The organism is Faecalimonas canis (assembly GCF_054601575.1).
In genome coordinates this window covers 1-22,725 of the sequence record NZ_BAAHSI010000024.1, presented here as the reverse complement: position 1 = coordinate 22,725, position 22,725 = coordinate 1, and the positions used below count along the sequence as shown (strand labels likewise).

The following is a 22,725-nucleotide window of genomic DNA, read 5'->3' as shown; positions in this document are numbered from 1 at the left end:
TCTTCCTCCCTGTCTTATATTGTAAAAAAGCCTGTATTGATCTTTACAATACAGACTTTATCATAACAATGTCTCCATCCGGTTTCTGAAATATCACAGTTTTGATACTATTCGCACCTTATACGGGAAGAAACACAGAAAATGTGGAACCTTTCCCAATCTCTGATTTCACTTTCACATATCCTTTTTGCGCCTGAATAATCTCTCTTGCAAGAAATAAACCAACTCCTACCCCTGGTTGATCCGCTACTGACAGGCTTCGGTAAAACCTTCCAAATATCTTTGGTATTTCTTCCTTTTTGATTCCAATACCATCGTCGATTACATCAACCTTCACAAAGGAAGAATACTTCTCCACTTTCATCTGGACTGTTCCTCCGCCCAGCGTGTATTTAATCGCATTGTCTACGATATTTCCAAGTGCCTCTGCCGTCCATTTCAAATCACAGATAACATACAAATCTGTATCGCACACACTCAAGGTAATATTCTTCTCCCTTGCTTTTGCAGCAAACTGCTGCCGAATATCCTCCAGCAACTGCCTGATACCAACCTTTTCTGGGTGTACTGCGATAATCCCACTCTCCATCCGAGATAATTTGACCAGTGATTGTATCAGAAAATCTAGTTTCTCCGTCTGTTCCAAAATGGTATCTATCTCTTCCTGATTTTCATGATTCGATTCAGAGAGTATTTCCCCATAAATTTTCAAATTTGAAATAGGAGTCAATGTCTGATGTGCAATGTCGGAAATAAGTTTCTGTATCACTTCTTTCTGCTCCTGCTGGTTCTTTCTTGCCAGAAAATTACTGTCTAAATACTGTTTCATGCTGTTTTCAAGGGTAGAATACTTTTCTTCAGATATTTCTGTCCGTTCCAATTCTCCATCTATCGCACAATCCAGCATTTGCTGCAGCCGGTTCAAAAGCCTTTTTTCTTTCTGATAAAAAATACAGTACCAAAATACTCCGCTCAGGAGAAATATTCCTGCAACCCATATAATTTTTTCTGTCATTCTTTCACCGCCCATGTATAACCAATTCCGTAAACCGTCTTGATATATTTAGGCTTCTGTACATCATCTTCCAATTTATCTCTGAGACGTTTGATTGCAACAGTCAGGGCATGGGCATCCACAAACTCTGTATCCCCCTGCCATACCTCGTCGATCAAGTATTCTCGTTTCAATACTTTACCTTTATTTTCACACAACACTCGCAATAACTTTTGTTCAGTCTTACTAAGTTCAATCGGTTCTCTGTTTTTAAAAAATTCCATTTTATCGAAATAGAACTCAAGTCCATCGAACTCCATAGAATCCTTTGCTGTTGCCTCTTTATTTCTAAGCTGCACAGATACCCTTGCACGCAGAACCATCAAACTAAATGGTTTCGTAATATAATCATTTGCCCCAGCTTCCAATCCTGTTACGATATCTACTTCCATGTTATTTACAGTAAGCAGAATAATCGGTACTTGACTGTTTTTCCTGATTTCTCTTACAAAATCAATTCCATTTCCATCTGGCAAGTTTACATCTAATAAAACCAATGTTATATCTTCCCTGTTTAGGATATCTCTCGCTTCCTGCAAAGTTCTGCACTGATAAAAGAAATAGGAATCATTCTTCAAGGCAAGGCGTATTCCATCATTTAATTTTTTGTCATCTTCAACAATCAGTAACTTTTCGCTCATCATTCGCTCTACTTTCTTTTAAAATCAATGATAATTATATCATTTCCAGTTTTGTAAAGTAAATAGTTGCATTGAAATGTAACAAACAAATAAAACCATGATACTGTTTTGAAAAGCAGTAGCATGGTTTTATATTTCATTATAGATTTTCTCTATCTATCATATTTTCTATTGTTTCTGAGAAACAACACTCTTTCAAATCAATACATTTATCCAGTTTCATAAGATTTGTATATTTCTCGTCTGTATAATGTTTTGATATGACAGCAAACACTTTATATGTAGGCTGTGCTGTTACATCTCTAATATCCTTTTTCAGCAATGTATTCGGCACATTTAATTTCGTATTTTTATCTTTGACAAAACCAATACAACCACAGATATTTCCGGCAGCTTTTTCAGTAAACAATTTCGGTCCTCGGTCTGTAAATTCTCCTATCATTGTTACATTTTTCTTAATAAGCATCATCCGTTCCAATATATCTAACTTCTGTCCCGTAGAGCCATCTTTTGCAAAAGAAAAATCATTTTCCGTTAATCGCTTATCCAGACATTTCTGGTAAAAATGAATTGCAGAAGATGTATCTTTTTTATTCAATCGAACTCCTGTCAGATGTAAAAAATTGTATCTATGGAAGGCGACCTCATATCCTTGTACAGATGACAAAATCTTATTCCTTTCCTGTAATTGCTTGTTCACTTCTTTTGGTAAGCCATATAGGAACAAAACTTTCTGATCCTCAAGTTGTTCTTTATATAATTGTGCCGCTTTTGTCATAATCTGAATTGCACGTCTTTTGTCCATAACTTAATCCTTATCCTATAAAATTTAGAGAAGGGAATGTTCATGCCGCAGCACTAAACATTCCCTTCTCATGGTTGATTTTTCCGTTGTCTGCCAACCTCCAGCACCTTCGTCTGGAAAATATCAGGTTTTTCCGTTGCCTGCCAACCTCCGACACCTTCGTTCGGAAAACGTATCAGATTTTAGGTGTCAACCCACCGCTGATGCACAGCTTTTCTAATTACATTCTACACGAACTATGTGGAAAATGCAATTACAATTTTATCTTATGAGACCCTGCTATATTTTATACCTTATTCAGACCACATTTCACTATTGATAAATTATCTCTTTATCTACAATCTCCCTCGCACACGCTTGTATATTATTCATTCTTCCTACCCATTCCAAGACATTTTCCACCTTTAGCTGTTCTGTAATGCCTTGTGCCTGTTTCATCTGTTCTACAAGTCTTTCAAAGCGTTCCTGTGCCTGTTCTTCTATATCAGCCAAATAACCATTCAGCCTGCCGCTTGTAAGCATATTCAGATATAGCAATCTGCGGTATTCCTTCAAATACCGCAAATGTCTTTGTCCCCATACACCGACAACCCTTTGTTCTTCTTCAGTCGGTCATTTTTTGCGGACAGTTCAATACATGCCTGTCTGTTTCGCTCCCTGCTCCTGCGTTTCGTTTCCGTTCCTTGAACCTTTCTTATCCTTTTCCTGCACTCTGGGCAATACTTTGATATTGCAGAGCGGGGAACATATTCAATGCCGCACACCGTACAATTCTTAGGCTTTAACGCTGTCCACCGCTTTGTGGGTGTGATATGTAATTCACCGACAAAGCCGATGAATTTATAATAAATCTTAATTTCCTGTCTTACTGTCCCGTCCGCAAGTTTCTCACGCTCCGAAACAAGTATCTTGTCTATGAGTGCATTTATGATGGTTGCGTCCAGTTCCTTAATACCTTGATAGTTGCGGATTAGGGAGAGGAAGTCACGGACACCCTGCGATTTCTCATAGCTGTCGTTGAGCGTTTCCGTTACCTCTTTCAGCCTTGCTTCAATTTCAAGCTGCTCTTTCTGGTATTTCCCCGACATCATCTCAAAATTCCGCTCCGTAATACGCTCCATCACCTTATCTTCATAGAGTGAGGAAAACAGCCTGTCCAGTTCTGCAAGGCGTTTGTTTAGCTTTCTCTGCTCCTTTTCCAGTGCCCTTGCCCTGCTCTGGTCTGTTTCCGTGAGCCGCTTTTCAATCGCCCTTACCGCCTTTTCATCATTGACCGCCATATCCGCAAATCGGTTGATGTCGGCAAGGACAGCGTTGAATAAATCCCTCGCTTCAATGCTGTGTGCGGTACACATAACATTGACATATCTGCCATAATTATTGCAGGTATATTGTACGCAGTCGATGATGTCGGGGCGTTTCCTCCTGTTGGCACTCGCCGCCCGCATTGCATAGCCGCAGTCCGCACATTTGATAACGCCCGAAAAGATATTCTCAAATCCCCCTGCGTTCTGCTCCCGCCTGCGGCTCGTCATAAGCTGCTGTACGGTATCAAATTCTTCCTGCGTGACTATCCCCTCATGGGTATCGGGTATCACTTCCCATTCTTCGGGCAGCTTAGAGGGGCGTTTCTTGCTTTTCATGTTGGCGGCAATCCGCTTGTAGCCTGCAAGGTTTCCCGCATATATCGGGCTTCTTAAAATTCCCCTTATGCTGTTCTCGCTCCAAATATAACGGTTCTCCTCGTTATCTTCAAAGTGCCGCTCATAGCCTATCGCCCCCTGTGTGACCGCATAAGCGGCAGGGCGTAGGATATGCTGTTTGTTGATGTGCTTACGGATTTTGGCGATTCCGTTGCCCGCTAACGCAAGGTCGAATATCTCCCTTACCACATGGGCAACCTTGTCATCTATCAACAGATGGTTGTGGTCGGCAGGGTCTTTGACATAGCCATAAGGGGCTGTTGTTCCCATGAATTTCCCCTGCTGAAACCTCGCACGGTACGCCGATTTTATCTTGACCGACACATCGGCAGAATACATTTCGTTTAGGATGTTGCGGAAAGGCGTGATGTCCATCGCCGATTTATTGAGCGTGTCCACGCCGTCATTGACCGCTATATACCTCACGTTATGCTCTGGGAAAAACACTTCCAGATACAGTCCGCAGTCAAGGTAATTCCTCCCCAGACGTGATAAATCTTTTGTAATCACGCAGTTTATCAGTCCGTTTTCAATGTCTTTTATCATGTTCTGGAAACTAGGTCTTTGAAAATTCGTACCAGAATAACCATCGTCCACATACGTTTTTGCTATGTGCCATCCCTGCTTTTTCACATAATCCGCGAGGATGGATTTCTGTGTCGCAATGCTCGCACTCTCGTTATCCGTACCATCGTCTTTAGATAAGCGACAATAAATGCCGACTAAATAGATTTTCTTTTCTTCTTTGATTCCTGCCATACTGTAAAACCTCCGTATCTGTCCTATCTGTTTTCATGTCCCATTGCGTACATTCTAAGCGGACAGCCCCTCATTGTCGAAGGTGTCGCCCTCGGCAATCTTCTTCCGAATATCCTCGGAGATAATCGGGATAAACGCTTCTGTGACTGTCTGTGTGCCGACATATTCACGGCTGATTATCATCTGCACTGGTGCTTTCGGCACGATACGCTTTCTCTTTTTATCTGTTTTCTTATCCTCGCCCATACTTAAATCTTCCTTTCCAGACAGGGCAGGAGAACGTCTGGAAACGCCCCACCCTGTCAATCAGATACCATCAATCCCCGCTGTTCAATTCTTTCTGTAATGCTTCAAGGAGTGCCGCCGTTTCATCAGCGTTCAACGTGATACCTTTCCCGCACTTCTCACGGTTCGGGGAAAAGCTGCGGATGTCATATTTCGGCTCTCTCCCGTTCCATGAGATAAGATTGATTTCCTTTGTGTATCCGCTATCACTCGCAGACAATACGGCGATTTCCTTTACAATCTCATACTGGATTTCTCTCATTCCTTACCTCATTTTCCTTAAAATTCTGTATTTCTCCTGTTCCAAATTCCTGTATTTACCTCCCGAAAAGAGAAGATTAGCGGCTGTCACGGTTACGTTTCCTCTGCAAATCACGTTCCAGAAGTCGGATGATGGTTTCCTCCATCTGCTTCGGCGTTGTGTTCTTCGGAAAGTATTTTTTCAGTTTGCTTGTATTGATTTTTAAGGTTTCTTTCTGGTTGCCCTTTTCCTCCGTCATAATCGAAAATATCGTATCCATGTCAAGCCGCCCACTCTGGCTTAGACTTTTCATCCGCTGTGCCTGTGAGAGTGAGGGCGTTGCTTCTTCACTCTCCATTGTGGCAGACAAATTCTCCTGCTCGTCTTTCTTCAAAAAGGACAGTTCCACCGCAGGCGTGAGGGCGATTCTCCCCTCATCCACCATCTGCAAAATCGGCGGTATCAGTTCCGTCAGGCGGATAAAACGCTGCACGGTCATCCTGCCCACGCCGAAGCCCTGTGCCACCATGTCGTCCGTCCGCAACTTCGTCACAACTTGTGACGAGGTTAAGTCTGTGCGGAAACCCTGCCGCTCCATGGCTTCGGATTTCATCTTGTAGGCAAACGCCCGCTCCGATGGCAGGATATTTTCACGCTGTAAATTACTGTCTACAAGGGTGATGATGGCTCGGTCACGGTCTAAGGGCAGAACAAAAGCGGGGATTGTGTTTATTCCTGCAAGTTCAGACGCACGGACACGCCGCTGTCCCGCAATCAATTCATAACCATTTCCGTCCTCTTTCGGGCGTGTGATTATCGGCGTAACAATGCCAAATTCCTTAATGCTTTCTGCTAACTCTGACAGCGTTTCATCCTCTGCCACATGAAACGGATTGTCGGGAAACGGGTACAAGTCTTTGGTCTTTAACACCTTAAAATCCTGTTTTTTCATTCACTTTTTACCTTTCTCTTGATTTGTTTCTGCCTGTTCTCTGTAATTCTTCCAACACTTCGGGCGGTATTTTTGAGAGTAGCCGCCCCATCTGCTCGTTGGTTCTCTGCAATTCAAATATCTTCTGATTCGCTTTCTGCACCTTTAATTCCTGCTCGTACTTTTCATCACGCATACGCCCCGCATAGTCTGATTCCTGCCCGATTCTCTCTTTCAAACTGTCGATATACGCCTGCTGTTTCCCGATTTCTTTAGAGAATTTCTCCACGTCTGGGAGCCATGCCGCTATCAGTTCCAGAGCCTTGTCACGCTTCTTCCCTGCGTTAAAGGCGTTGATGTCGGACAGGGCAGACACGATTTCCCCATACTGTTTATCAAGCCTGCCGCCCAATTTATAGAGCCATGTGGGGACATGTTTCCGCTTCGTTTCCATTGAGGACTGCCCCCGTTCAAGCTGATTCCACCGTGAGGACATCCGCTCATGGTAGGCGGTCTGCCACTCGGATAATGATTTCTGGTTGCCTAAAATAGACTTTGCTGACAGCTTGTTGTCTGGCGTAATCGGCACAAAGCAGAGGTGCATATGCGGCGTTCTCTCGTCCATGTGTACGACTGCGGAGAGGATATTTTTCTCCCCGACACGCTCCGAAATGAAGTCCAGAGCCATTGTAAAATACGCTTTCTGTTCCTCTGGCGGCAGGCTGTTCATAAATTCTGGCGAAGCCGTGATAAGTGTTTCCACCATCATCACGCTGTCTTTCCTCGTCCTGCACCCTGCTTCGGCTACCATGCGGTTAATCTCTTTCTTGTAGGTGTAGCGTGGCGGTTTTACAAGGTGGTAGTTATTTTTAGAGCGTTCCATATCTATATCTGGGTTGCTTTTATAGGCTTCTTTCTTCCGCTCGTTGTGGCGTTCACAAGCCGCAACGCCGCTCGCCTTGCGTTTCTGGAAACGCAGGATTGCGTATGGCATAATCCATCATCTTCCTTTCTTCGGCGGGTAACTGCCCTTTGGGTGACAGCGGTGACGGCAGTGACAGCAGTTTTGGGATACCCCCTTATTGCCGTCACCGTCACCCCGATATTCTTTTATCCGAAGCCGCAAAGCGCAGGATAGCAGGGCGTAAGACCTGCCATAAGGGAGTCCAGAGGGAACGTCTGGCACACGACTTTGCAGGGCAAAGTGTAGTGTGTTACACCCTGTAAACGCAGTCAGAAAAATCGGAAGGATTTTTCTGACCGCAGGGGTGGATTCCACACGCCGAAAAGGGTGGGTGAATCCCACGCCTGCACTTTGCGTTTACGGGGTGTTCTCCCGTAGGGATGACAGCGGCAGGGTATCCTAAAATCACTGTCACCACTGTCACCGCTGTCACCCGCAGGGCAGAGCCGCCAACTTTACACGGCTTTAAGCGTCAATGACAGTAACAGGGGGTATCCCAATATCGCTGTCACCACCGTCACCGCTGTCACCCTCCCACCTTGCAAGGGCAATCTGCCTGCCGTCTTTCCTGCGGCTGTACTGGTAGCAGATACGGTTCTCACTTAAAAATGTGGTGCGGTATTCATTCAGCCATTTCGTAATCACCGTGGGTACGGTTTCCGTTTCCCCCATAGCGGCTAACAGTTCCGTTGCCGTGCCTGCCCATTCTTCCTTATCCCTCATAAAATCCACTAACCGAAAAAGAATATCTGGTATCGTTTCTTTTGCAAGCTGCTCCTGTGTTTTCCTCTCCACCAGTTCCCAACTGCAATCACGGAAACGGAGCGTGTATTCCTGATAGGGCGTGTCCCTGCCCGTCACATACAGCTTGGCGGTGTCAGACGCACGTTTCTCCTTTTCCAGAACAAAAGTAGCGTCCGCACTCCCCGTTAAGCCTGTCGTCCCAGACACCTTGTTGAACACGTCGCTGTCATTCTGCTTTCGGATGTGGTGTACGACAATGACCGCCAGAGAGTGCCTGTCGGCAAAGTCTTTGATGAGGGAGATGTCCCCATAGTCGCTTGCATAGGCATTGTCTTTTGAAGCTGTACGGACTTTCTGCAAAGTGTCAATGACAATGAGCCTGCTGTCTGGATGGTCTTTCAGATAATCCTCCAACTGCACGATAAGACCGTCTGACAGCTTGCAGCTTGCCACGGCAAAGTGGAGCCGCCCGCTCGCTTCGTCCGTCAAGCGGAACAGCCTGCTTTGTATGCGGCAGAACGTGTCCTCAAGGCAGAGGTAAAGCACATCGCCCTCCATTGTCGGCATATCCCATAAAGGGATTCCCTGCGACACGCATAAGCATAGCTTCAGCATGAGCCAGCTTTTGCCTATCTTCTGTGAGCCGCAGAACAACGATAAGCCTGTCGGGATAAGGCTGTCCACCACAAAGGACGGTTTCTCAAGCGGTTCATAAAGGAGCGTTTCGGCGTTGACTGTCTGTAACTTCTGCATGGCTTTCCTCCTTTCGGGCGGTGTCTTTGTTTTCGTTGCACATAGGCGTTGACCTCCTTACAAATAGATTTACTCCCACGAAAAAAAGTGAGAGTATGTAATGCCGCCAATCCCACACAAATAAAAAACAGATTTCTTTTTTGGGCGGTATCAGTCACGGTTGGAGATATTTCTTCATTTCCGCCTTTACTTTCTCCTTTGCAATCGCAACAGATTTCTGTATTGCTGAAGCAGTGCAATGCTCCATCGCAGCGATTTGATAAAAATTGAAATCATGCTCATAGTAGAGCAGGAAACGCCGCCTTTGTATCTCTGGCAGGCTCTCAATCGCCTTACAGAGCGTTTCATTCCGTTCTTCCTCAATCATGCGTTCATCAAGGCTCTTAGGCACACGCAACGCCCGTCTGTAAAGGGTTTCGTCCCATACCTCGTTAAACTCCCTGTGCCGCTCGTCCCATTGGAGAAGATTCCTGTTCCTGCGTTCCATCTGCCGAAACTCCATAAAGAACTGTTCCGACACTTCCAACTCGTGGGATTTGCCCTGCCCGTCCTTAAAGCTGATAAAATACCTTGTGCCGCTTTCCGTGGATTCCTCCCGAAGCGTGTATGCCTTAACCCTGTATGCCATCCCTCTGTCCTCCTGCCAAAAAATAAGCGGGGAGATTCCACTCCCCACCCAGTAGCCCGCAGGATAATGGGATGTATTAGACGTTTATAAAATTTTCCGCAGCTTCTTCCGCAGATGGTCTAACCTCGCATAGATGGCACCAGTCGTCAAATGCAAGAGCGGGGCAATCTCCTTTGTGGAATACCCCTGCATTTTCAGCAGGACGATTTTCAAGGTACGCCCGTCCACCTTGACTAATACTTGATAGAGATTTTCGCTCTCAATCTCGTCCAGTAACTCCGCAACCGTACCCACTTCCGCCTGCCGCTCCCTGTCTGCCATGTCCTCAAGGTATTCCGCAACGTCATTCGTCCATCGGTAAAACCGCCTGTTGGAATTGAAGTCTGCCCTGTCCGCTATTCGTATCTGCTCAATGGTCGCTTCATCAACGCCGCACTCACGCAGCAGCTTTTCCTCCGCTTCTTTCCAGATACGCCATTTCCTGTCCTCCCGTCCGTGGTTGTATGCCATTCTTACTTCCTCCAATCAGAATTGATTGAGAGGGCAGAGAAAAACCCCCTCATCTTCCCAAAGGAAAAAACAAGGGGGCTGAACGCCTTAAATTTTAATTTTCTATTATCTTTCTTAGTTTTATTAGGATTCTGGCTTTCCGTTTGTTCACAACGCTCTGGGTTATGCCTAACCTTGCCCCGACTTCACGCTCGGAAAGTCCGTCAAAGAAGATGGCATGAATCAATGCCTGTTCACTATCCGACAGCAAAGGCAGGGCGGCTTTCAGCCTGTCCACCATGACCGCATTGACAACGATTTCCGCAACGTCCATCGCTTCATCAGCGATAAAGTCCAGAGGATTTCCCTCGCTGTCTGTAAACCCGTCCAGAGATATCAGGCTGTTCTTTGTATCTAATCTTTGCAGATAACGCCACCGTTCCTTATCTCGGTAGAAGTCTGTGTATTGCTCCCTCACAACTTCAAGCAGACATCCTTGAATGGGGATAAACAGCTTGTCCATATAGGTCTGGTCGGCTTGCCTGCGGCGGCAGAAGTCCGTGTAAGATAATTCCACATAGCCACCGCTTTCTCTGATATATACTTTTTTTGGTGCATACTTCACCGTAAGTACCTCCCATCTGAATTTTTGAAATCTAAAATCCAGATGGAGAGGCGGCGAACGACACCTAATATAAGAAACAGCCCTGCGGCACTTTCCAACAAAAATCGACAAAAGAAAAACCGCAAAGGCTCTGTGACCTTTACGGTTATAAGAAATACAAATTCTGTTGTATGGAGATTGTACTTCTACTTTCAAGGTGAGAAGTACCGCTGCACTGGCAGAAATTTTTTTAACTGGTTTCCTGCCATTCTCTGATATGCTATGTATTGATAAATTTTACTTCGTATGAGCAGATGAATAACCGCCCGAAAAAAGAACATAAAAAAATCCCTCCAAATTTAAAAACAAATTCAGAGGGTAATTTAGGGTATAACAAAATAACCCACCCGAATATCGTTTTTTTTATTTGGTGAGTTTGTTCTTTCAAATACGAAACAAAAAGAGCCGATGATTCGTGAATTGTTCCACAATTTCATCGGCTCTGCGTCTTAAGCGTCTGGCTCTTTGATGACAGTTATCTTCAAGTTGTCAACTTTAATCAAGCTTTCTTGTCTGCATTTTGGACAATAAAGGGGATAATTCTCCAAAACAGTGTCCTTCCTAATTTTATTACGGGTTTTGCTCCCACAAACAGGACACAATATCCATTCGCATTTCATCATAATTAGTCTCTAATCCTTTCAAATCTCATTTTATATGACTTTTGCAAGCTGTTAAGCTAACTTGTGGAACATATGCCGAACCTTATCTATACGGCTATTCGGGCGGCGGGGTTGGCAAATAAATTTACCAATAGCTGGCTGGTATCCTTTTAACTCTGTCAAGCAGACTCCCTGCCCATTTGTGAAATAAGTTAAATCGTTCCTGTATTCTTGAATACATCTGGCAGGGATTTCTCCTTTCAGAATGACCTCGTCATTCTTTATCTGAGTACTTACAATATCTGCACAATACCTTGGAGCATCATGATACGCCCGTGAGAGATATTCCTGCGGTGCATAAATTTCAAAGTGGAGATATGGCTCTAATAGTTCTGTCCCTGCTTTTTTTAAAGCCTGCTCCAATACGATAGGGGAAAGCAGCCGAAAGTCTGCGGGGGTACTTACAGGACTATAATACAATCCATATTCAAAACAGATTTTACAGTCTGTCACTTTCCATCCATACAGCCCCTGCTCGCAGCCATAAAGAACCCCCTCCATAACCGCATTTTGGAACGATTGGTTTAAATATCCAAGTGAAACTCTGCTTTCATACTGCACTCCGCTTCCAATAGGGAGCGGCTCTATGGACAACCCGACAGAAGCCCAGAAAGGATTTGGCGGGACTTCTATGTGGATGGTATATTCTGCTTTTCTAAGCGGTCTTTCCATATATATAACAGTAGGCTCTTTTATTTCTGCCTCCACATGATATTTTTCCTCAAGAATGGCACAAATGACTTCCATCTGCACATTCCCCAAAAAAGAAAGTATAATCTCATGCGTTGTAGTATCCACATAATATTTTAAAAGAGGGTCGCCATCTGAAATTTCTGTAAGTGCCCCAAGCAATATTTCCCGCTGTTCAGATTTCTTTACTGCAATCGTTGTTTGGAGCATAGGGAGAGGATTTTCAATAAATTTTCTCTGCGGCAACAGCATTTCGTTCCCCAAAATACTGTTTAGCTGCAAAACATCATTTGGTAAAATTACAATATCACCAGAGCAGGCTGTATCGGATGAATATAATTCACCGTTTGTCGGAACACACATCTCTGTGATTTTTATTTTCTCTTTTTCAGATATTCTAATAACATCCCTCAAATGCAATGTTCCGCTATATATACGCACATAAACAAAACGCCGCCTTTTCTCTGAATATTCAATCTTAAAAACCTGCCCGCATAATTCAGATTGACCTTCAGGCGTTGATGAATAAAATTTACTGGCAATCACTTCTATAAGCTGCCGAATCCCCAGATTGTTTTTAGCGCTTCCGTGATAAACGGGAAATAACGTTCCGTTTTGGAATCTCCTGTTTTCTTCCTGTTCCAGTTCTGACATTTTAAACGGTTTCCCTGACATATATTTCTCTAATAGTTCATCGTTTCCCATAATTACCGCATCCCACTGTTCCATATTGTCATTGTCCGTTACATTTATATGGGGATGCTGCCCAACCTTTTGCTTCACTATAATTTCCGAAGAAAGCTTTGCTTTCATTTCCCGATATACCATTGGCAAATCAATCCCCTCCTGGTCAATTTTATTGATGAAAAAGATTGTCGGAATCTTCATTGTCTGTAGTGCATGAAACAGTATACGGGTCTGTGCCTGTATGCCATCCTTTGCAGAAACTAATAATACTGCTCCGTCTAAAACGGATAAAGAACGGTATACTTCCGCCAAAAAATCCATATGGCCTGGCGTATCTATAATGTTGACTTTTACATCCTCCCACTGAAAAGATGTCACTGCTGTCTGGATAGTGATTCCCCTTTGACGCTCCAAATTCATTGTATCTGTCCTTGTTGTGCCTTCATCTACGCTCCCTAGTTCTGCAATTGCACCACTGGTATATAATAAACTTTCCGTTAATGTTGTCTTTCCTGCGTCAACGTGAGCCAGAATGCCTAAGTTAATTATTTTCATGTGATTTTCCTCCTATCAACACCCAAAAAAGGGCATAAAAATACCCAGTGATAAATACTCCTATCACTGGGTAAATAACTCCAATAGCCCCAAAACACTTATATGTTTTCGGGCATATAAAATTACATGATAAAAGTATTCTTAAACTGGGTACAAAAAACTAAGCCCCATATTAAAAGTGAAACGGGACTGCTACTTTTTGTTCCCACTATCAAATTGACAGTTTATTTAAGAATACCTTGCCGCATATTTATTAACTCCTTGTATAATACTGAATCTAATTATATTCCTTAACCCTTTATTTGTCAAGCTGACAAACTAAAGCAGAAAAAGCGGCAGGATTTCCCCCTGCCACTAATCATCTGTTTATGCAAAAATAATTTCCTTTTCCACAATCTCCCTCGCACAAGCCCTTATGTTATTGAGGTATCCTGTCCATTCTAAGGCGTTTTCTGCCTTTAGCTGTTCCGTTATGCCCTGTGCCTGTTTCATACCCTCTATGAGCCTTTCAAAGCGTTCCTGTGCCTGTCTGTTGATGTCGGCAAGGTAGGCGTTTAGCCTGCCGCTTGTAAGAAGATTGGTGTATGTAACTTTACAGTGATGCTTCAGATAATCCAAATGCCGCTGTCCCCAGATGCCTATCGGCTGTTCTTCTTCGGCGGGTACAGTTAAGCACGGTATTAAATAATCGCCTTGCCTTTCGTATTTGCCGCCCATTTCCTCAAAAATTGTCTTTGCCATTGTCTGTTACCTCCACATTCTTTTTTATTTTGAATGTCCGCAAAATCCGCCCTACATCCTTCGGTAAGGTAAGAGCAGGGATAAGATAATCCCCATGTCTGATATAAGTACCGCCCATCTCTTCAAAAATTGTTTTCTTCATTGTCTGTTCTACCTTTCTTATCGTTCTCTATTCATAGATTTTCTTTACGACCGTTCCAATTTTACAGTAACAATAATTATTCAATTTTCAGTTCACATTGCCCCTCTCGAAGAAGTATGATAGAATAATTCTATTAAATTGAATCGGAGGTGCCACATGGCTATCAGTTCCAACAATATTCAGGTCTATACTACTTTGTCCAAAGAACTGGTTGCTGAGATTGATAAGGATGCGAAAGCGAACTATCGTACACGTTCCCAGCAGATTAACATGATCCTGACCGAGTATTATAAGACCCAAATGACAACCAAACATGAATCCGAGTAAAGCACTGAATCGCCTGAAAACACAGGAAATATCAGTGTTTTCTTATGTTTTCCCTTAATTATAAGGTTCATGTGCTCCATAAGTATTTCCAAAACTAATATTAATTGCGACAGGCATTTCAAATTCTCTTGCTTTTCTCACAACATAATCCATTGCCTGCATCAATTCCGTTGTCCTTGGAAATCCATCTTTTCTCGGACTTGCCAGTTTTACAATAACTAAATCACTCTCCGGTGCAACACCTTTTTGGCTTCCATTTCCTGCTGCAATCCCTGCTACCGCCGTTCCGTGTCCTGATGAATCTATACTTGGAACAATTTTTAACTGCTCACTTCTGTTCTCCTGCTGCAAAGCCTCATTAATCTGCTCTTCCGTATATTCCGTTCCAAGATTATAGTGTGCAGGAGGATTTCCGGAAATACTCTGATCCCATAATACACGAATCCTCGTACTCCCATCCTCTTTCCTAAAATCTTCATTCGCATATGCTATTCCTGAATCAATAACTGCCACAAGAATTCCCTTTCCAAATAAAAACGGACGGGTATTCTGTACTGAAGTAATACAGGATACCCGTCTTCCATTGACCATTTGAAAAAATAATCTCTTTGGTTTCTCAATATATTCTATTTCCGGAAGAATAGCCAGCCTCTCAATCATAGATTCAGCTATTGTAATAATTGCAAACTCATTCTGCAATTCAACAACTTCTGCTCCTAATTCTCTCACCTTATCCAAATTCCCTGAATACTTCACGATTAAATCCCATACTCTTTCAATAGGATTGTAACCTACATCTAATTCCAAAGATTTAGCTCTTTCCTCCTCAGTTGCATCTAACGCAAGATTTAACATATTTTCCAACTTCTGTCCATTCATATGATTTACCCGAAAATTTTTCTCAAGCCATATATATGACAGATTTTACACTTTTATGCTAACACTAATTAAATCCGATTAATTCTCTCGCCACAATATAAGCAAATGAGGAAATCTTTCTTCCTGATTTTCCCGGCAAATTAATTGTCTGTCCTAAAATGCTATATCTTATTTTCCAATATACTTTATAATCCTTTGTCTTTAAATAATTCCAAAGTTCTTTTTTCTTTTGTAAATTTTCTTCTTTTTTAGAACGAATGCATAATATAGATGAAACTGTCATCATAATAGCCAGATAATTTATCATATAGTTTCTCAGTTTCTTATTATCTATTCTACGCAAATAATACATATCTATCATAGACTTCGTAACAAAAATCTGTTGGTCAATTCTTCCTATCATGACCTTTTCATTCACAGACTGGTCTTCTCTTCCGATATAATAACGATAGAAATTCACATCCAAATAATATATCTTCTTTACGTGCGGAAGAGGATAATACACATAAATATTATCTACATAAAATGTATGCTTAGGCAATTCCAACTGATTTAATTTCAAAAGATTTGTCCGATAAATAACGGAATGCATTAAAATGTATTGTGCAATCCCGAAATGGCCTACCTCATCCCAGCCAAAAATTTTATTTTCCGGCAAAACATTTCTGTAATGAATTACTTTTTTATTTTTCACGCCCACTTTTTCATATACATAATTGGAAACAAGCATATCTACTTCCTGCTCTTCTTCTTCCCACATATGCAATGTTTCTAAAATTTTCTTTAAAGACTGCTCGTCCACCCAATCATCACTGTCTACCACTTTAAAATATTTTCCGGTAGCATTTCTCAGCCCAGCATTTACCGCATCACCATGCCCTCCATTTTCCTTATCAATTACTCTGATAATATCAGGATATTTTCCTTCATATTGTTTTGCAATCTGCAATGTTTCATCCTGCGAGCCATCATTCACAATTAAAATTTCTACATCTTCTCCCCCAATTAAAATAGACTCAACTGCATGACTCATATATTTCGCTGAATTATAACACGGAATTGCAAAAGTTAGATATTTCATCTCGTACCTCCCATTTATAGCAATACTATATAGTATAATGTATTTTCATAGAATTTCCAACTGTATTATTGTAAATTCTCCTATTTTCATTTATATTAATATAGTTGATACCAATGAAACCAATTATTTGAAGTGAGAAATAAATTAGGAGGAACTTAGTAATGAAAAATGTAATTGTTGGACAATCTGGCGGTCCTACCGCTGTAATTAACGGAAGTTTATATGGAGTCGTATCTGAAGCATTAAAGAAAACAGATGCTATTGAAATCGTATATGGTATGATAAACGGAATTGAAGGTTTCCTTCATGATGAAATAATGGAAATGAATCCACTTGTTGCTACAGGAGAATTAGAACTATTAAAAACAACACCGGGGGCTTATCTTGGTTCATGTCGTTTTAAACTGCCGGAAGATTTAACAGATCCTGTATATCCTGTTCTTTTTGAAAAATTCAAAGACAAAAATATCGGTTACTTCTTCTATATTGGTGGAAATGACTCTATGGATACAGTAAGTAAATTATCAAGATATGCCGAATCCATCCAAAGCGATGTTCGTATTATCGGTATCCCAAAAACAATTGATAATGACCTTGTAGAAACTGATCATACACCGGGATTTGCCAGTGCTGCAAAATATGTGGCAACAACAGTACGTGAAATTTCTATTGATGCTTCTGTATACGATAACAAAAAATCTGTTACGATTGTAGAAATCATGGGACGTCACGCCGGTTGGCTCACCGCCGCCAGTGCATTGGCAAGAAAATTTGAAGGTGATAATCCTGTACTTATCTATCTTCCTGAAGTTGCTTTCAATCAGGATGATTTTATCGAAAAAGTAAAACATTCTTTAGAAACAACTTCAAACTTAATTGTATGTATATCAGAGGGAATCCATGATGAAAACGGTACATTTATATGCGAATATTCTAATGATGTGGGTGTAGATACTTTTGGACACAAAATGCTTACCGGTTCCGGCAAATATTTAGAAAACTTAGTAAAAGAAAAATTAGGTGTTAAAGTACGTTCAGTTGAATTGAACGTAAGCCAGCGTTGTTCTTCTTCCTGTCTATCAAAAACAGATCTGGATGAAGCAATCGCCGGAGGCGCTTTTGGTGTAAATTCTGCTCTCACAGGGGAAACAGGTAAAATGATTTCTTTCAAAAGAGTTTCTTCTAATCCTTACGTTATGGAATGCACAACAACAGATGTAAATATTGTTTGTAATAAAGAAAAAGGAGTTCCTGTTAACTGGATTACGAAAAACGGTTCAGATGTAAGTGATGAATTTATAGAATATGCTTTACCGCTTATTCAGGGAGAAGTGGCAATTCCTATGGAAAATGGGCTTCCACAGTTTGCTTTCAGAAAATAGTTGTTCACAATTTGTTCATTTATCATTCAAAAAAGTTTCATTTGTTTAACACTTTTTCTTCACTTCTTTCGCATATACTTATATTATCAAATGAAACTTTGATAAACTAAACCAATTAGTTAGTATACATTATACTATTTTGAATAAACTTTTTCATAATATATGCCGAGGATCATGCACATGATTACTCGGCATCCTCCCTTTTATACGGTCTTTTCATTTTACCATATCCCCAAATGCCCACTATAACCATTGCGACCGCAATATAGGCAATTATGCATCCTATTTGATTTTTTTCTTTTTTATTTTTCGTTTGTATTTCTTTTGGCTTGGAGGTTTTCTGCATAAATACTTTTTCCAATATATTTTTCTTTTCCACAATAGAAAAATTCATATTCTTTATAGACTGATTTCCTGCTAAATCAATCGCACGCACAGTTAAATTGTATTCTCCTAAATCATCAGATGAAAATCGAAATACTTTACTCTCGACATCTATATTCTGTTTTTCTCCGTTTATCCACACTTCTTCCAACCTTTCTGTATCCTCTTTTACGCATACCTTTAGTTCTACCTGCTCTTCATATGTTTCATTATCCTCTATTCCTTCAATAAAAATATCCGGCTTTGTATTATCTATAACAAACTCTGCTCTTGCAACGGACTCATTTCCCACAGTATCTATCGCTTTTACATAAAAAATATGTTTTCCTTCTTTTTTTTCTGAAAGAAATAACGGCTGAAGTTTTCCGTCCAAACGTATCTCATAACGAAACTTTGTTAAATCGAAAATATATTCTGAAAGCGGATACTTCCATTCAAAATTTTTTATCCATTTTCCGTTTAATTCTTCTACATAACGAATAACCGGATTTGTTTTATCAATAATAAACTTCTCTTCTTTTCTCTCCACATTTCCCGCCATATCTATAGCCTTTATCTCTATAACATAAATGCCATCCTCAGTTATATCAAATTCTGTTTTCCAATTGTTATTGATAAAGTTCGTTTCTCTCCTCTCTTCCACAATATCCTCTTCAATATCACTTTTTCTTTTCAAAGTTATGAACGCTTCTTTCAACTGCCTTCTATCTTTCATCACGATTCCTAATTGTACATTTTTACTTGTAATCATATTGGGAGAACTTCCTGAAAGAGTAATTTCCGGTTTGTCTTTATCAATAAGAATCTTTTGTTTTCTCCATGAAATATTTCCCGCATAATCCCGAACTTCAATTAAAAGTTCTCCAAACTCTTTTAGTTGCAGTTTTACCTGCTCATTCTGACAAAACTCTGGTAATTTTTCGATTTCTTTTATCAATTTTCCGTTAAAATAACATCTTATGGATGCTATTCCTGATGCAATGCCTTCTTCTCTCACAATAACACTCGCATTTATATTTTTCGTATGCCATTTTTCTTCCTCTAAATCCGTATATATTTCTATATTTGGCTTTCTCACATCACATACAATATATTTTGACATTACGGTATCCCCTACATTTCCAGCCTTGTCTTCCGACCATGCGGTAATTCTTCCCTGAAACCCTCTCGGCAACTCTACCTGCATCTCAGAAACCACCTGTTTTTGTTCTTCTTTCTCTATTTGATAATAAATATTTTCTATGCCTGAACCATCATCTTGTGCCTTTAATTTTACTGCTGTTTCCTTTTGAAAATATAAAACATCTCCTCTATCTTCTCCTTCATACTCAAATTCTATTTTCTTCGGCAAAATTGTATCAATCAAAAATTCTCTTTCAAGTTTTGTTTCCTCTATTATTTCTCCTTTCTCATCTTCCTGCCATACAAGTAATTGTTGTTTTCCTTCCTTAAACATTTCTGCATCTATCTGAAATTCTTTCTCCACTTTATCTATCGTTTTCTCTAATAATATCTTATCATCCTGCTTAAGTCGAATCTGTGTCACAACTTCTTTATCTCCATGATAAATTCTTACCGTCGGTTTCTTTGTGTAATATTGATTCTTTCCGTTTGGTTCTTCGTACTCAACACGAAATTCCTTCTTTTCTTCTTCCGATGCAGCCATTCCACTTAAACCATACAGAATAAGCAAAACAAAAATAATAATACCTAATTTTCTTCTGTTCATATAAACCTCCCTTAAAATTGAATATGATTTTCCTGTATAAATTGTATAAAAGATTTTTCTTCTTTCATCTGTGGATTATCTTTTAACATATTTTGTAAAACTCGTTGCTTTTCCTCTGCTAAAATAGTTTCTTCCTTCCACAATTCTTTTAAATAATTAATATCCATCTCCACAAACTTTTCTCTGTACATTTTTTCTTTTTCATCGCGTTTTTCTTCCTGCTCATTTAATATCCGATACTGTGTTCCCGCTTCTTTCCACAAAGAAAGTTTTTCATATGCCAATGCCTTATACTCATTCCATTCTGACAACTTATCTTCTGAAAGTTCTTCCGGATTGTCCAAATACATCTCCACTATCATTTCATATGCCCAATCTGTTTCAATTAACACGCATCCTCTCGCCAGCATAAGTTTTTTCTCTATATCCTTCTCTTTATCTGCCTCCCTTTCTATCATTTGTAAACTCCCCTTTATTCCTTTATCATTAGACTGATGCAACATAAACTCAGACAATCTTACATAATTTCCAGTCCCCTTGACTTGTTCTCCTGCCTTTTGAAAATATATTTTACTCTTAGCGTAATCTTTCTTCTCTAAAAAGTAGTACATTCCTAAACTAAAATAATCAATATCACCTTCGCATTTCTTTTCTTCTTTCACTGGTAAAAATATTATACCAATCAAGAAAAAAATCGCTCCTATCAAAGTCACTATCCACTTTAATCTCTTTCTATTATGCTTTTTCAATTGTTTTTTATGGGTATTTTCCAGACATTTTTTTACAAATATAAGAAGTCTTATTTCTTCTCTTTTTCTCAGACATGGAACACATTTTATATGTGCCATAATAAATTGAATCGTCCTTCCAAGACAATATAAATCGACATCCTGATTAGAATTTTCTAATTGAAACTTTTTTGCAAACTTACCTTTTAAACGGGGACTATTTTCTTCCGGATATAAAAGTGTAATATCATCCTCTTCCGTTATTATAATCGTATAAGGATTCAAATACTTATATCTGGGATTTCCTTTTTGTTTCTGAAAGAAATTTAACTGTCGGATTAATTTCAAAATCCATTGTTCTAGCGTATCCTTTTCTATCTCTTCATGCAGTTGTATCCAACGATATAATGTAACCCCCTCCACATAATCCGATACAATATAGCAATCTTCTCCCCTCTCTACAAATTTTATGACCTCATATTCTTCTTTTTCAAACACTCTCTCCCTCCTTTTCCCATATTTAAATAGTGGAATGCTTCCTCACGAACTTGAATGAATAATTTTATTTGAAATAGAAATGTATTTTTCAGATTTGAAAGTATCTTTACTATACTTCAATTTCCCGCCAAAAACAAGATGGCTTTTTGCACAAAAATTGAACAACAAATAAGGAAGTACAGCCTTAACCATACTTCCTTCTCTTAAATTACTCTATCTTGGTCTGTTCAGATGCCTTGGTATTCCGTCTACCATAACCGGTGATACATCTCCTTGAATGAGAGGTCTTACATACGTTACAAACTCATCCGTAACATATGTCCCTTCTTTATTTACCCAAGTTCTTGGAACTATCTTCTCATCATTCGCAATCTTATGCACATCTTTCACAGCCGTTCCACATTGATAAGGATCGTCAGAATGTCTTTCCAATACAACCATTTTTCCTGAATCACCTTCATCTGCGGCTTTGATCGCTGCACCGCCTACCTGATATGCTTCCAAAATATCTACTCTAGATGCACAATGTGATGCTGCTCTTTGAAGTGTACTTAATTCGATTGCCCTTGTCTTACATCCAATTTCTCCCGCTACTCTACCTGCCAAATAACTTGCCGTTCCTGTTAACTGTTTATGACCAAATGCATCAACAAAATCAACATTTGCTCCCAGTTCACATACATATCTTCCGTCTTCTAATTTAATTCCTTCTGAAACAGCAACAACAACCGAAGATTTCTTTTTAAGTAATTCTTTAATTTTATCCATAAATTTTTCTACATCAAATGTAAGTTCCGGTAAATAAATCAAATCCGGTCCGGCACAATCTTCCCCTTTTGCTAATGCGGCTGCACCTGTTAGCCATCCTGCATTTCGTCCCATAATTTCTACAATTGTTACCAAGCCTTTATTATATTCCAAACAAAAACTATCACAAATAATTTCTTTAACAGATGTTCCGATATATTTTGCCGCACTTCCAAATCCCGGCGTATGATCTGTCAAAGCCAAATCATTATCTATCGTCTTCGGGCAACCGATAAATCTTGTCGGCTGTCCTGTAATAATAGCATAGTCAGATAATTTTTTAATCGTATCCATGGAATCATTACCACCGATATAAATAAATGCTTCAATCTCTAAACGATTTAAAATATCAAAAATTTTCTCATACAAGGTCATATCTTCATGAATTTCAGGAAGTTTATATCTGCATGAACCTAAATATGCTGCCGGCGTTCTTTTTAAAATTTCGGCATCCAATTCATTTGTAATATGCTCTGAAAGGTCAATATATTTTTCTTCCAATAATCCTTGAATACCGTATCTCATTCCGTATACTTTTTTTGCTCCTCTATCTTTGGCTGTACGATATACTCCTGCCAAACTAGAGTTGATTGCTGCTGTCGGTCCTCCCGATTGTCCTACAATTACATTTCCCTTCATAATGCAAGTACCTCCGTTTTTTTGTCTGATAATATTAGTTTAGTGCATTATGACTATTTTGTAAAGAAGTTATATGTTTTTTTATGTATTTTGCATAATCCATTTATGTTTATGAAACAATAAATATCCACCC

General features: G+C 40.1%; 21 protein-coding genes and 2 pseudogenes. 1 reads left to right on the top strand and 22 read right to left on the bottom strand.

From position 1 onward, the window contains the following. Positions 1 to 118: 118 nt before the first annotated feature. From ACYPXO_RS07570 to ACYPXO_RS07480, 19 genes and pseudogenes are all read right to left on the bottom strand, one after another. Complete coding sequence (locus tag ACYPXO_RS07570; protein WP_257464063.1) at positions 119 to 1,015, bottom strand: sensor histidine kinase; 897 nt, start codon at positions 1,013 to 1,015, stop codon at positions 119 to 121. Then, positions 1,012 to 1,695, bottom strand: a complete 684-nt coding sequence (locus ACYPXO_RS07565) for a response regulator transcription factor (RefSeq protein ID WP_257464070.1) — start codon at positions 1,693 to 1,695, stop codon at positions 1,012 to 1,014. Before ACYPXO_RS07565 ends, ACYPXO_RS07570 begins: the two co-directional genes overlap by 4 nt. 139 nt (positions 1,696 to 1,834) lie before the next feature. Continuing rightward, positions 1,835 to 2,500 (bottom strand): PBECR4 domain-containing protein, encoded by a 666-nt coding sequence (locus tag ACYPXO_RS07560; RefSeq protein ID WP_257465711.1) that lies wholly within the window; start codon positions 2,498 to 2,500, stop codon positions 1,835 to 1,837. A gap of 312 nt (positions 2,501 to 2,812) precedes the next feature. Then, positions 2,813 to 3,112: pseudogene (locus ACYPXO_RS07555) on the bottom strand (TnpV protein); the annotation flags it as partial. After that, positions 3,052 to 4,962, bottom strand: a complete 1,911-nt coding sequence (locus tag ACYPXO_RS07550; RefSeq protein ID WP_459639994.1) for a recombinase family protein — start codon at positions 4,960 to 4,962, stop codon at positions 3,052 to 3,054. The pseudogene ACYPXO_RS07555 and the gene ACYPXO_RS07550, both read right to left, overlap by 61 nt. Positions 4,963 to 5,016: 54 nt before the next feature. Then, the gene (locus ACYPXO_RS07545) at positions 5,017 to 5,208 is read right to left on the bottom strand and encodes a hypothetical protein (RefSeq protein ID WP_044557958.1); all 192 of its coding nucleotides are present in this window, start codon (positions 5,206 to 5,208) and stop codon (positions 5,017 to 5,019) included. Positions 5,209 to 5,278: 70 nt separating this feature from the next. Beyond that, complete coding sequence (locus ACYPXO_RS07540) at positions 5,279 to 5,509, bottom strand: YdbC family protein (RefSeq protein WP_459639993.1); 231 nt, start codon at positions 5,507 to 5,509, stop codon at positions 5,279 to 5,281. A gap of 76 nt (positions 5,510 to 5,585) precedes the next feature. After that, on the bottom strand, positions 5,586 to 6,440 hold the full coding sequence (locus ACYPXO_RS07535) for a ParB/RepB/Spo0J family partition protein (protein ID WP_459639992.1): 855 nt from the start codon (positions 6,438 to 6,440) through the stop codon (positions 5,586 to 5,588). Between the two features lie 7 nt (positions 6,441 to 6,447). Next, entirely contained in the window at positions 6,448 to 7,413 is a 966-nt protein-coding gene (gene mobV / locus ACYPXO_RS07530; RefSeq protein ID WP_459639991.1) for a MobV family relaxase, read from the bottom strand. Between the two features lie 435 nt (positions 7,414 to 7,848). After that, complete coding sequence (locus tag ACYPXO_RS07525) at positions 7,849 to 8,880, bottom strand: AAA family ATPase (RefSeq protein WP_459639990.1); 1,032 nt, start codon at positions 8,878 to 8,880, stop codon at positions 7,849 to 7,851. 154 nt (positions 8,881 to 9,034) lie between these two features. Beyond that, positions 9,035 to 9,508: an RNA polymerase sigma factor gene (locus ACYPXO_RS07520; protein ID WP_459639989.1), complete on the bottom strand. Its 474-nt coding sequence runs from the start codon at positions 9,506 to 9,508 to the stop codon at positions 9,035 to 9,037. A gap of 84 nt (positions 9,509 to 9,592) precedes the next feature. Then, positions 9,593 to 10,018, bottom strand: coding sequence for an RNA polymerase sigma factor (locus ACYPXO_RS07515; protein ID WP_459639988.1), 426 nt, complete (start codon positions 10,016 to 10,018; stop codon positions 9,593 to 9,595). A 94-nt stretch (positions 10,019 to 10,112) separates the two neighbouring features. Further along, positions 10,113 to 10,622 (bottom strand): sigma-70 family RNA polymerase sigma factor, encoded by a 510-nt coding sequence (locus tag ACYPXO_RS07510; protein ID WP_459639987.1) that lies wholly within the window; start codon positions 10,620 to 10,622, stop codon positions 10,113 to 10,115. A 488-nt stretch (positions 10,623 to 11,110) separates the two neighbouring features. Continuing rightward, a complete protein-coding gene (locus ACYPXO_RS07505; protein WP_223213393.1) occupies positions 11,111 to 11,281 on the bottom strand; it encodes a cysteine-rich KTR domain-containing protein in 171 nt (56 codons plus the stop codon). A 54-nt stretch (positions 11,282 to 11,335) separates the two neighbouring features. Then, entirely contained in the window at positions 11,336 to 13,255 is a 1,920-nt protein-coding gene (gene tet(O) / locus ACYPXO_RS07500) for a tetracycline resistance ribosomal protection protein Tet(O) (protein WP_459639986.1), read from the bottom strand. Between the two features lie 366 nt (positions 13,256 to 13,621). After that, positions 13,622 to 13,996, bottom strand: coding sequence for a TnpV protein (locus tag ACYPXO_RS07495; protein WP_055169973.1), 375 nt, complete (start codon positions 13,994 to 13,996; stop codon positions 13,622 to 13,624). Next, positions 13,977 to 14,138 carry a hypothetical protein gene (locus ACYPXO_RS07490; protein ID WP_459639985.1) on the bottom strand — a complete coding sequence of 54 codons (162 nt, stop codon included), beginning with the start codon at positions 14,136 to 14,138 and terminating at the stop codon, positions 13,977 to 13,979. Before ACYPXO_RS07490 ends, ACYPXO_RS07495 begins: the two co-directional genes overlap by 20 nt. Before the next feature lie 393 nt (positions 14,139 to 14,531). Then, positions 14,532 to 15,344: pseudogene (locus ACYPXO_RS07485) on the bottom strand (S8 family serine peptidase); the annotation flags it as partial. A gap of 64 nt (positions 15,345 to 15,408) precedes the next feature. Beyond that, positions 15,409 to 16,425 carry a glycosyltransferase family 2 protein gene (locus ACYPXO_RS07480; RefSeq protein ID WP_459639984.1) on the bottom strand — a complete coding sequence of 339 codons (1,017 nt, stop codon included), beginning with the start codon at positions 16,423 to 16,425 and terminating at the stop codon, positions 15,409 to 15,411. Positions 16,426 to 16,586: 161 nt separating this feature from the next. Between ACYPXO_RS07480 and ACYPXO_RS07475 the strand changes: the two genes are divergently transcribed. After that, complete coding sequence (locus tag ACYPXO_RS07475) at positions 16,587 to 17,807, top strand: 6-phosphofructokinase (protein ID WP_459639983.1); 1,221 nt, start codon at positions 16,587 to 16,589, stop codon at positions 17,805 to 17,807. 184 nt (positions 17,808 to 17,991) lie between these two features. Here ACYPXO_RS07475 and ACYPXO_RS07470 read toward each other — a convergent pair whose 3' ends face one another. The 3 genes from ACYPXO_RS07470 to ACYPXO_RS07460 all read right to left on the bottom strand — a co-directional run bounded on the left by ACYPXO_RS07470 (position 17,992) and on the right by ACYPXO_RS07460 (position 22,592). Then, entirely contained in the window at positions 17,992 to 19,920 is a 1,929-nt protein-coding gene (locus ACYPXO_RS07470; RefSeq protein WP_459639982.1) for an Ig-like domain-containing protein, read from the bottom strand. 11 nt (positions 19,921 to 19,931) lie between these two features. Continuing rightward, positions 19,932 to 21,146 carry a hypothetical protein gene (locus ACYPXO_RS07465; protein ID WP_459639981.1) on the bottom strand — a complete coding sequence of 405 codons (1,215 nt, stop codon included), beginning with the start codon at positions 21,144 to 21,146 and terminating at the stop codon, positions 19,932 to 19,934. Positions 21,147 to 21,359: 213 nt separating this feature from the next. Beyond that, positions 21,360 to 22,592, bottom strand: a complete 1,233-nt coding sequence (locus ACYPXO_RS07460; protein ID WP_459639980.1) for a 6-phosphofructokinase — start codon at positions 22,590 to 22,592, stop codon at positions 21,360 to 21,362. Between the last annotated feature and the right edge of the window lie 133 nt (positions 22,593 to 22,725).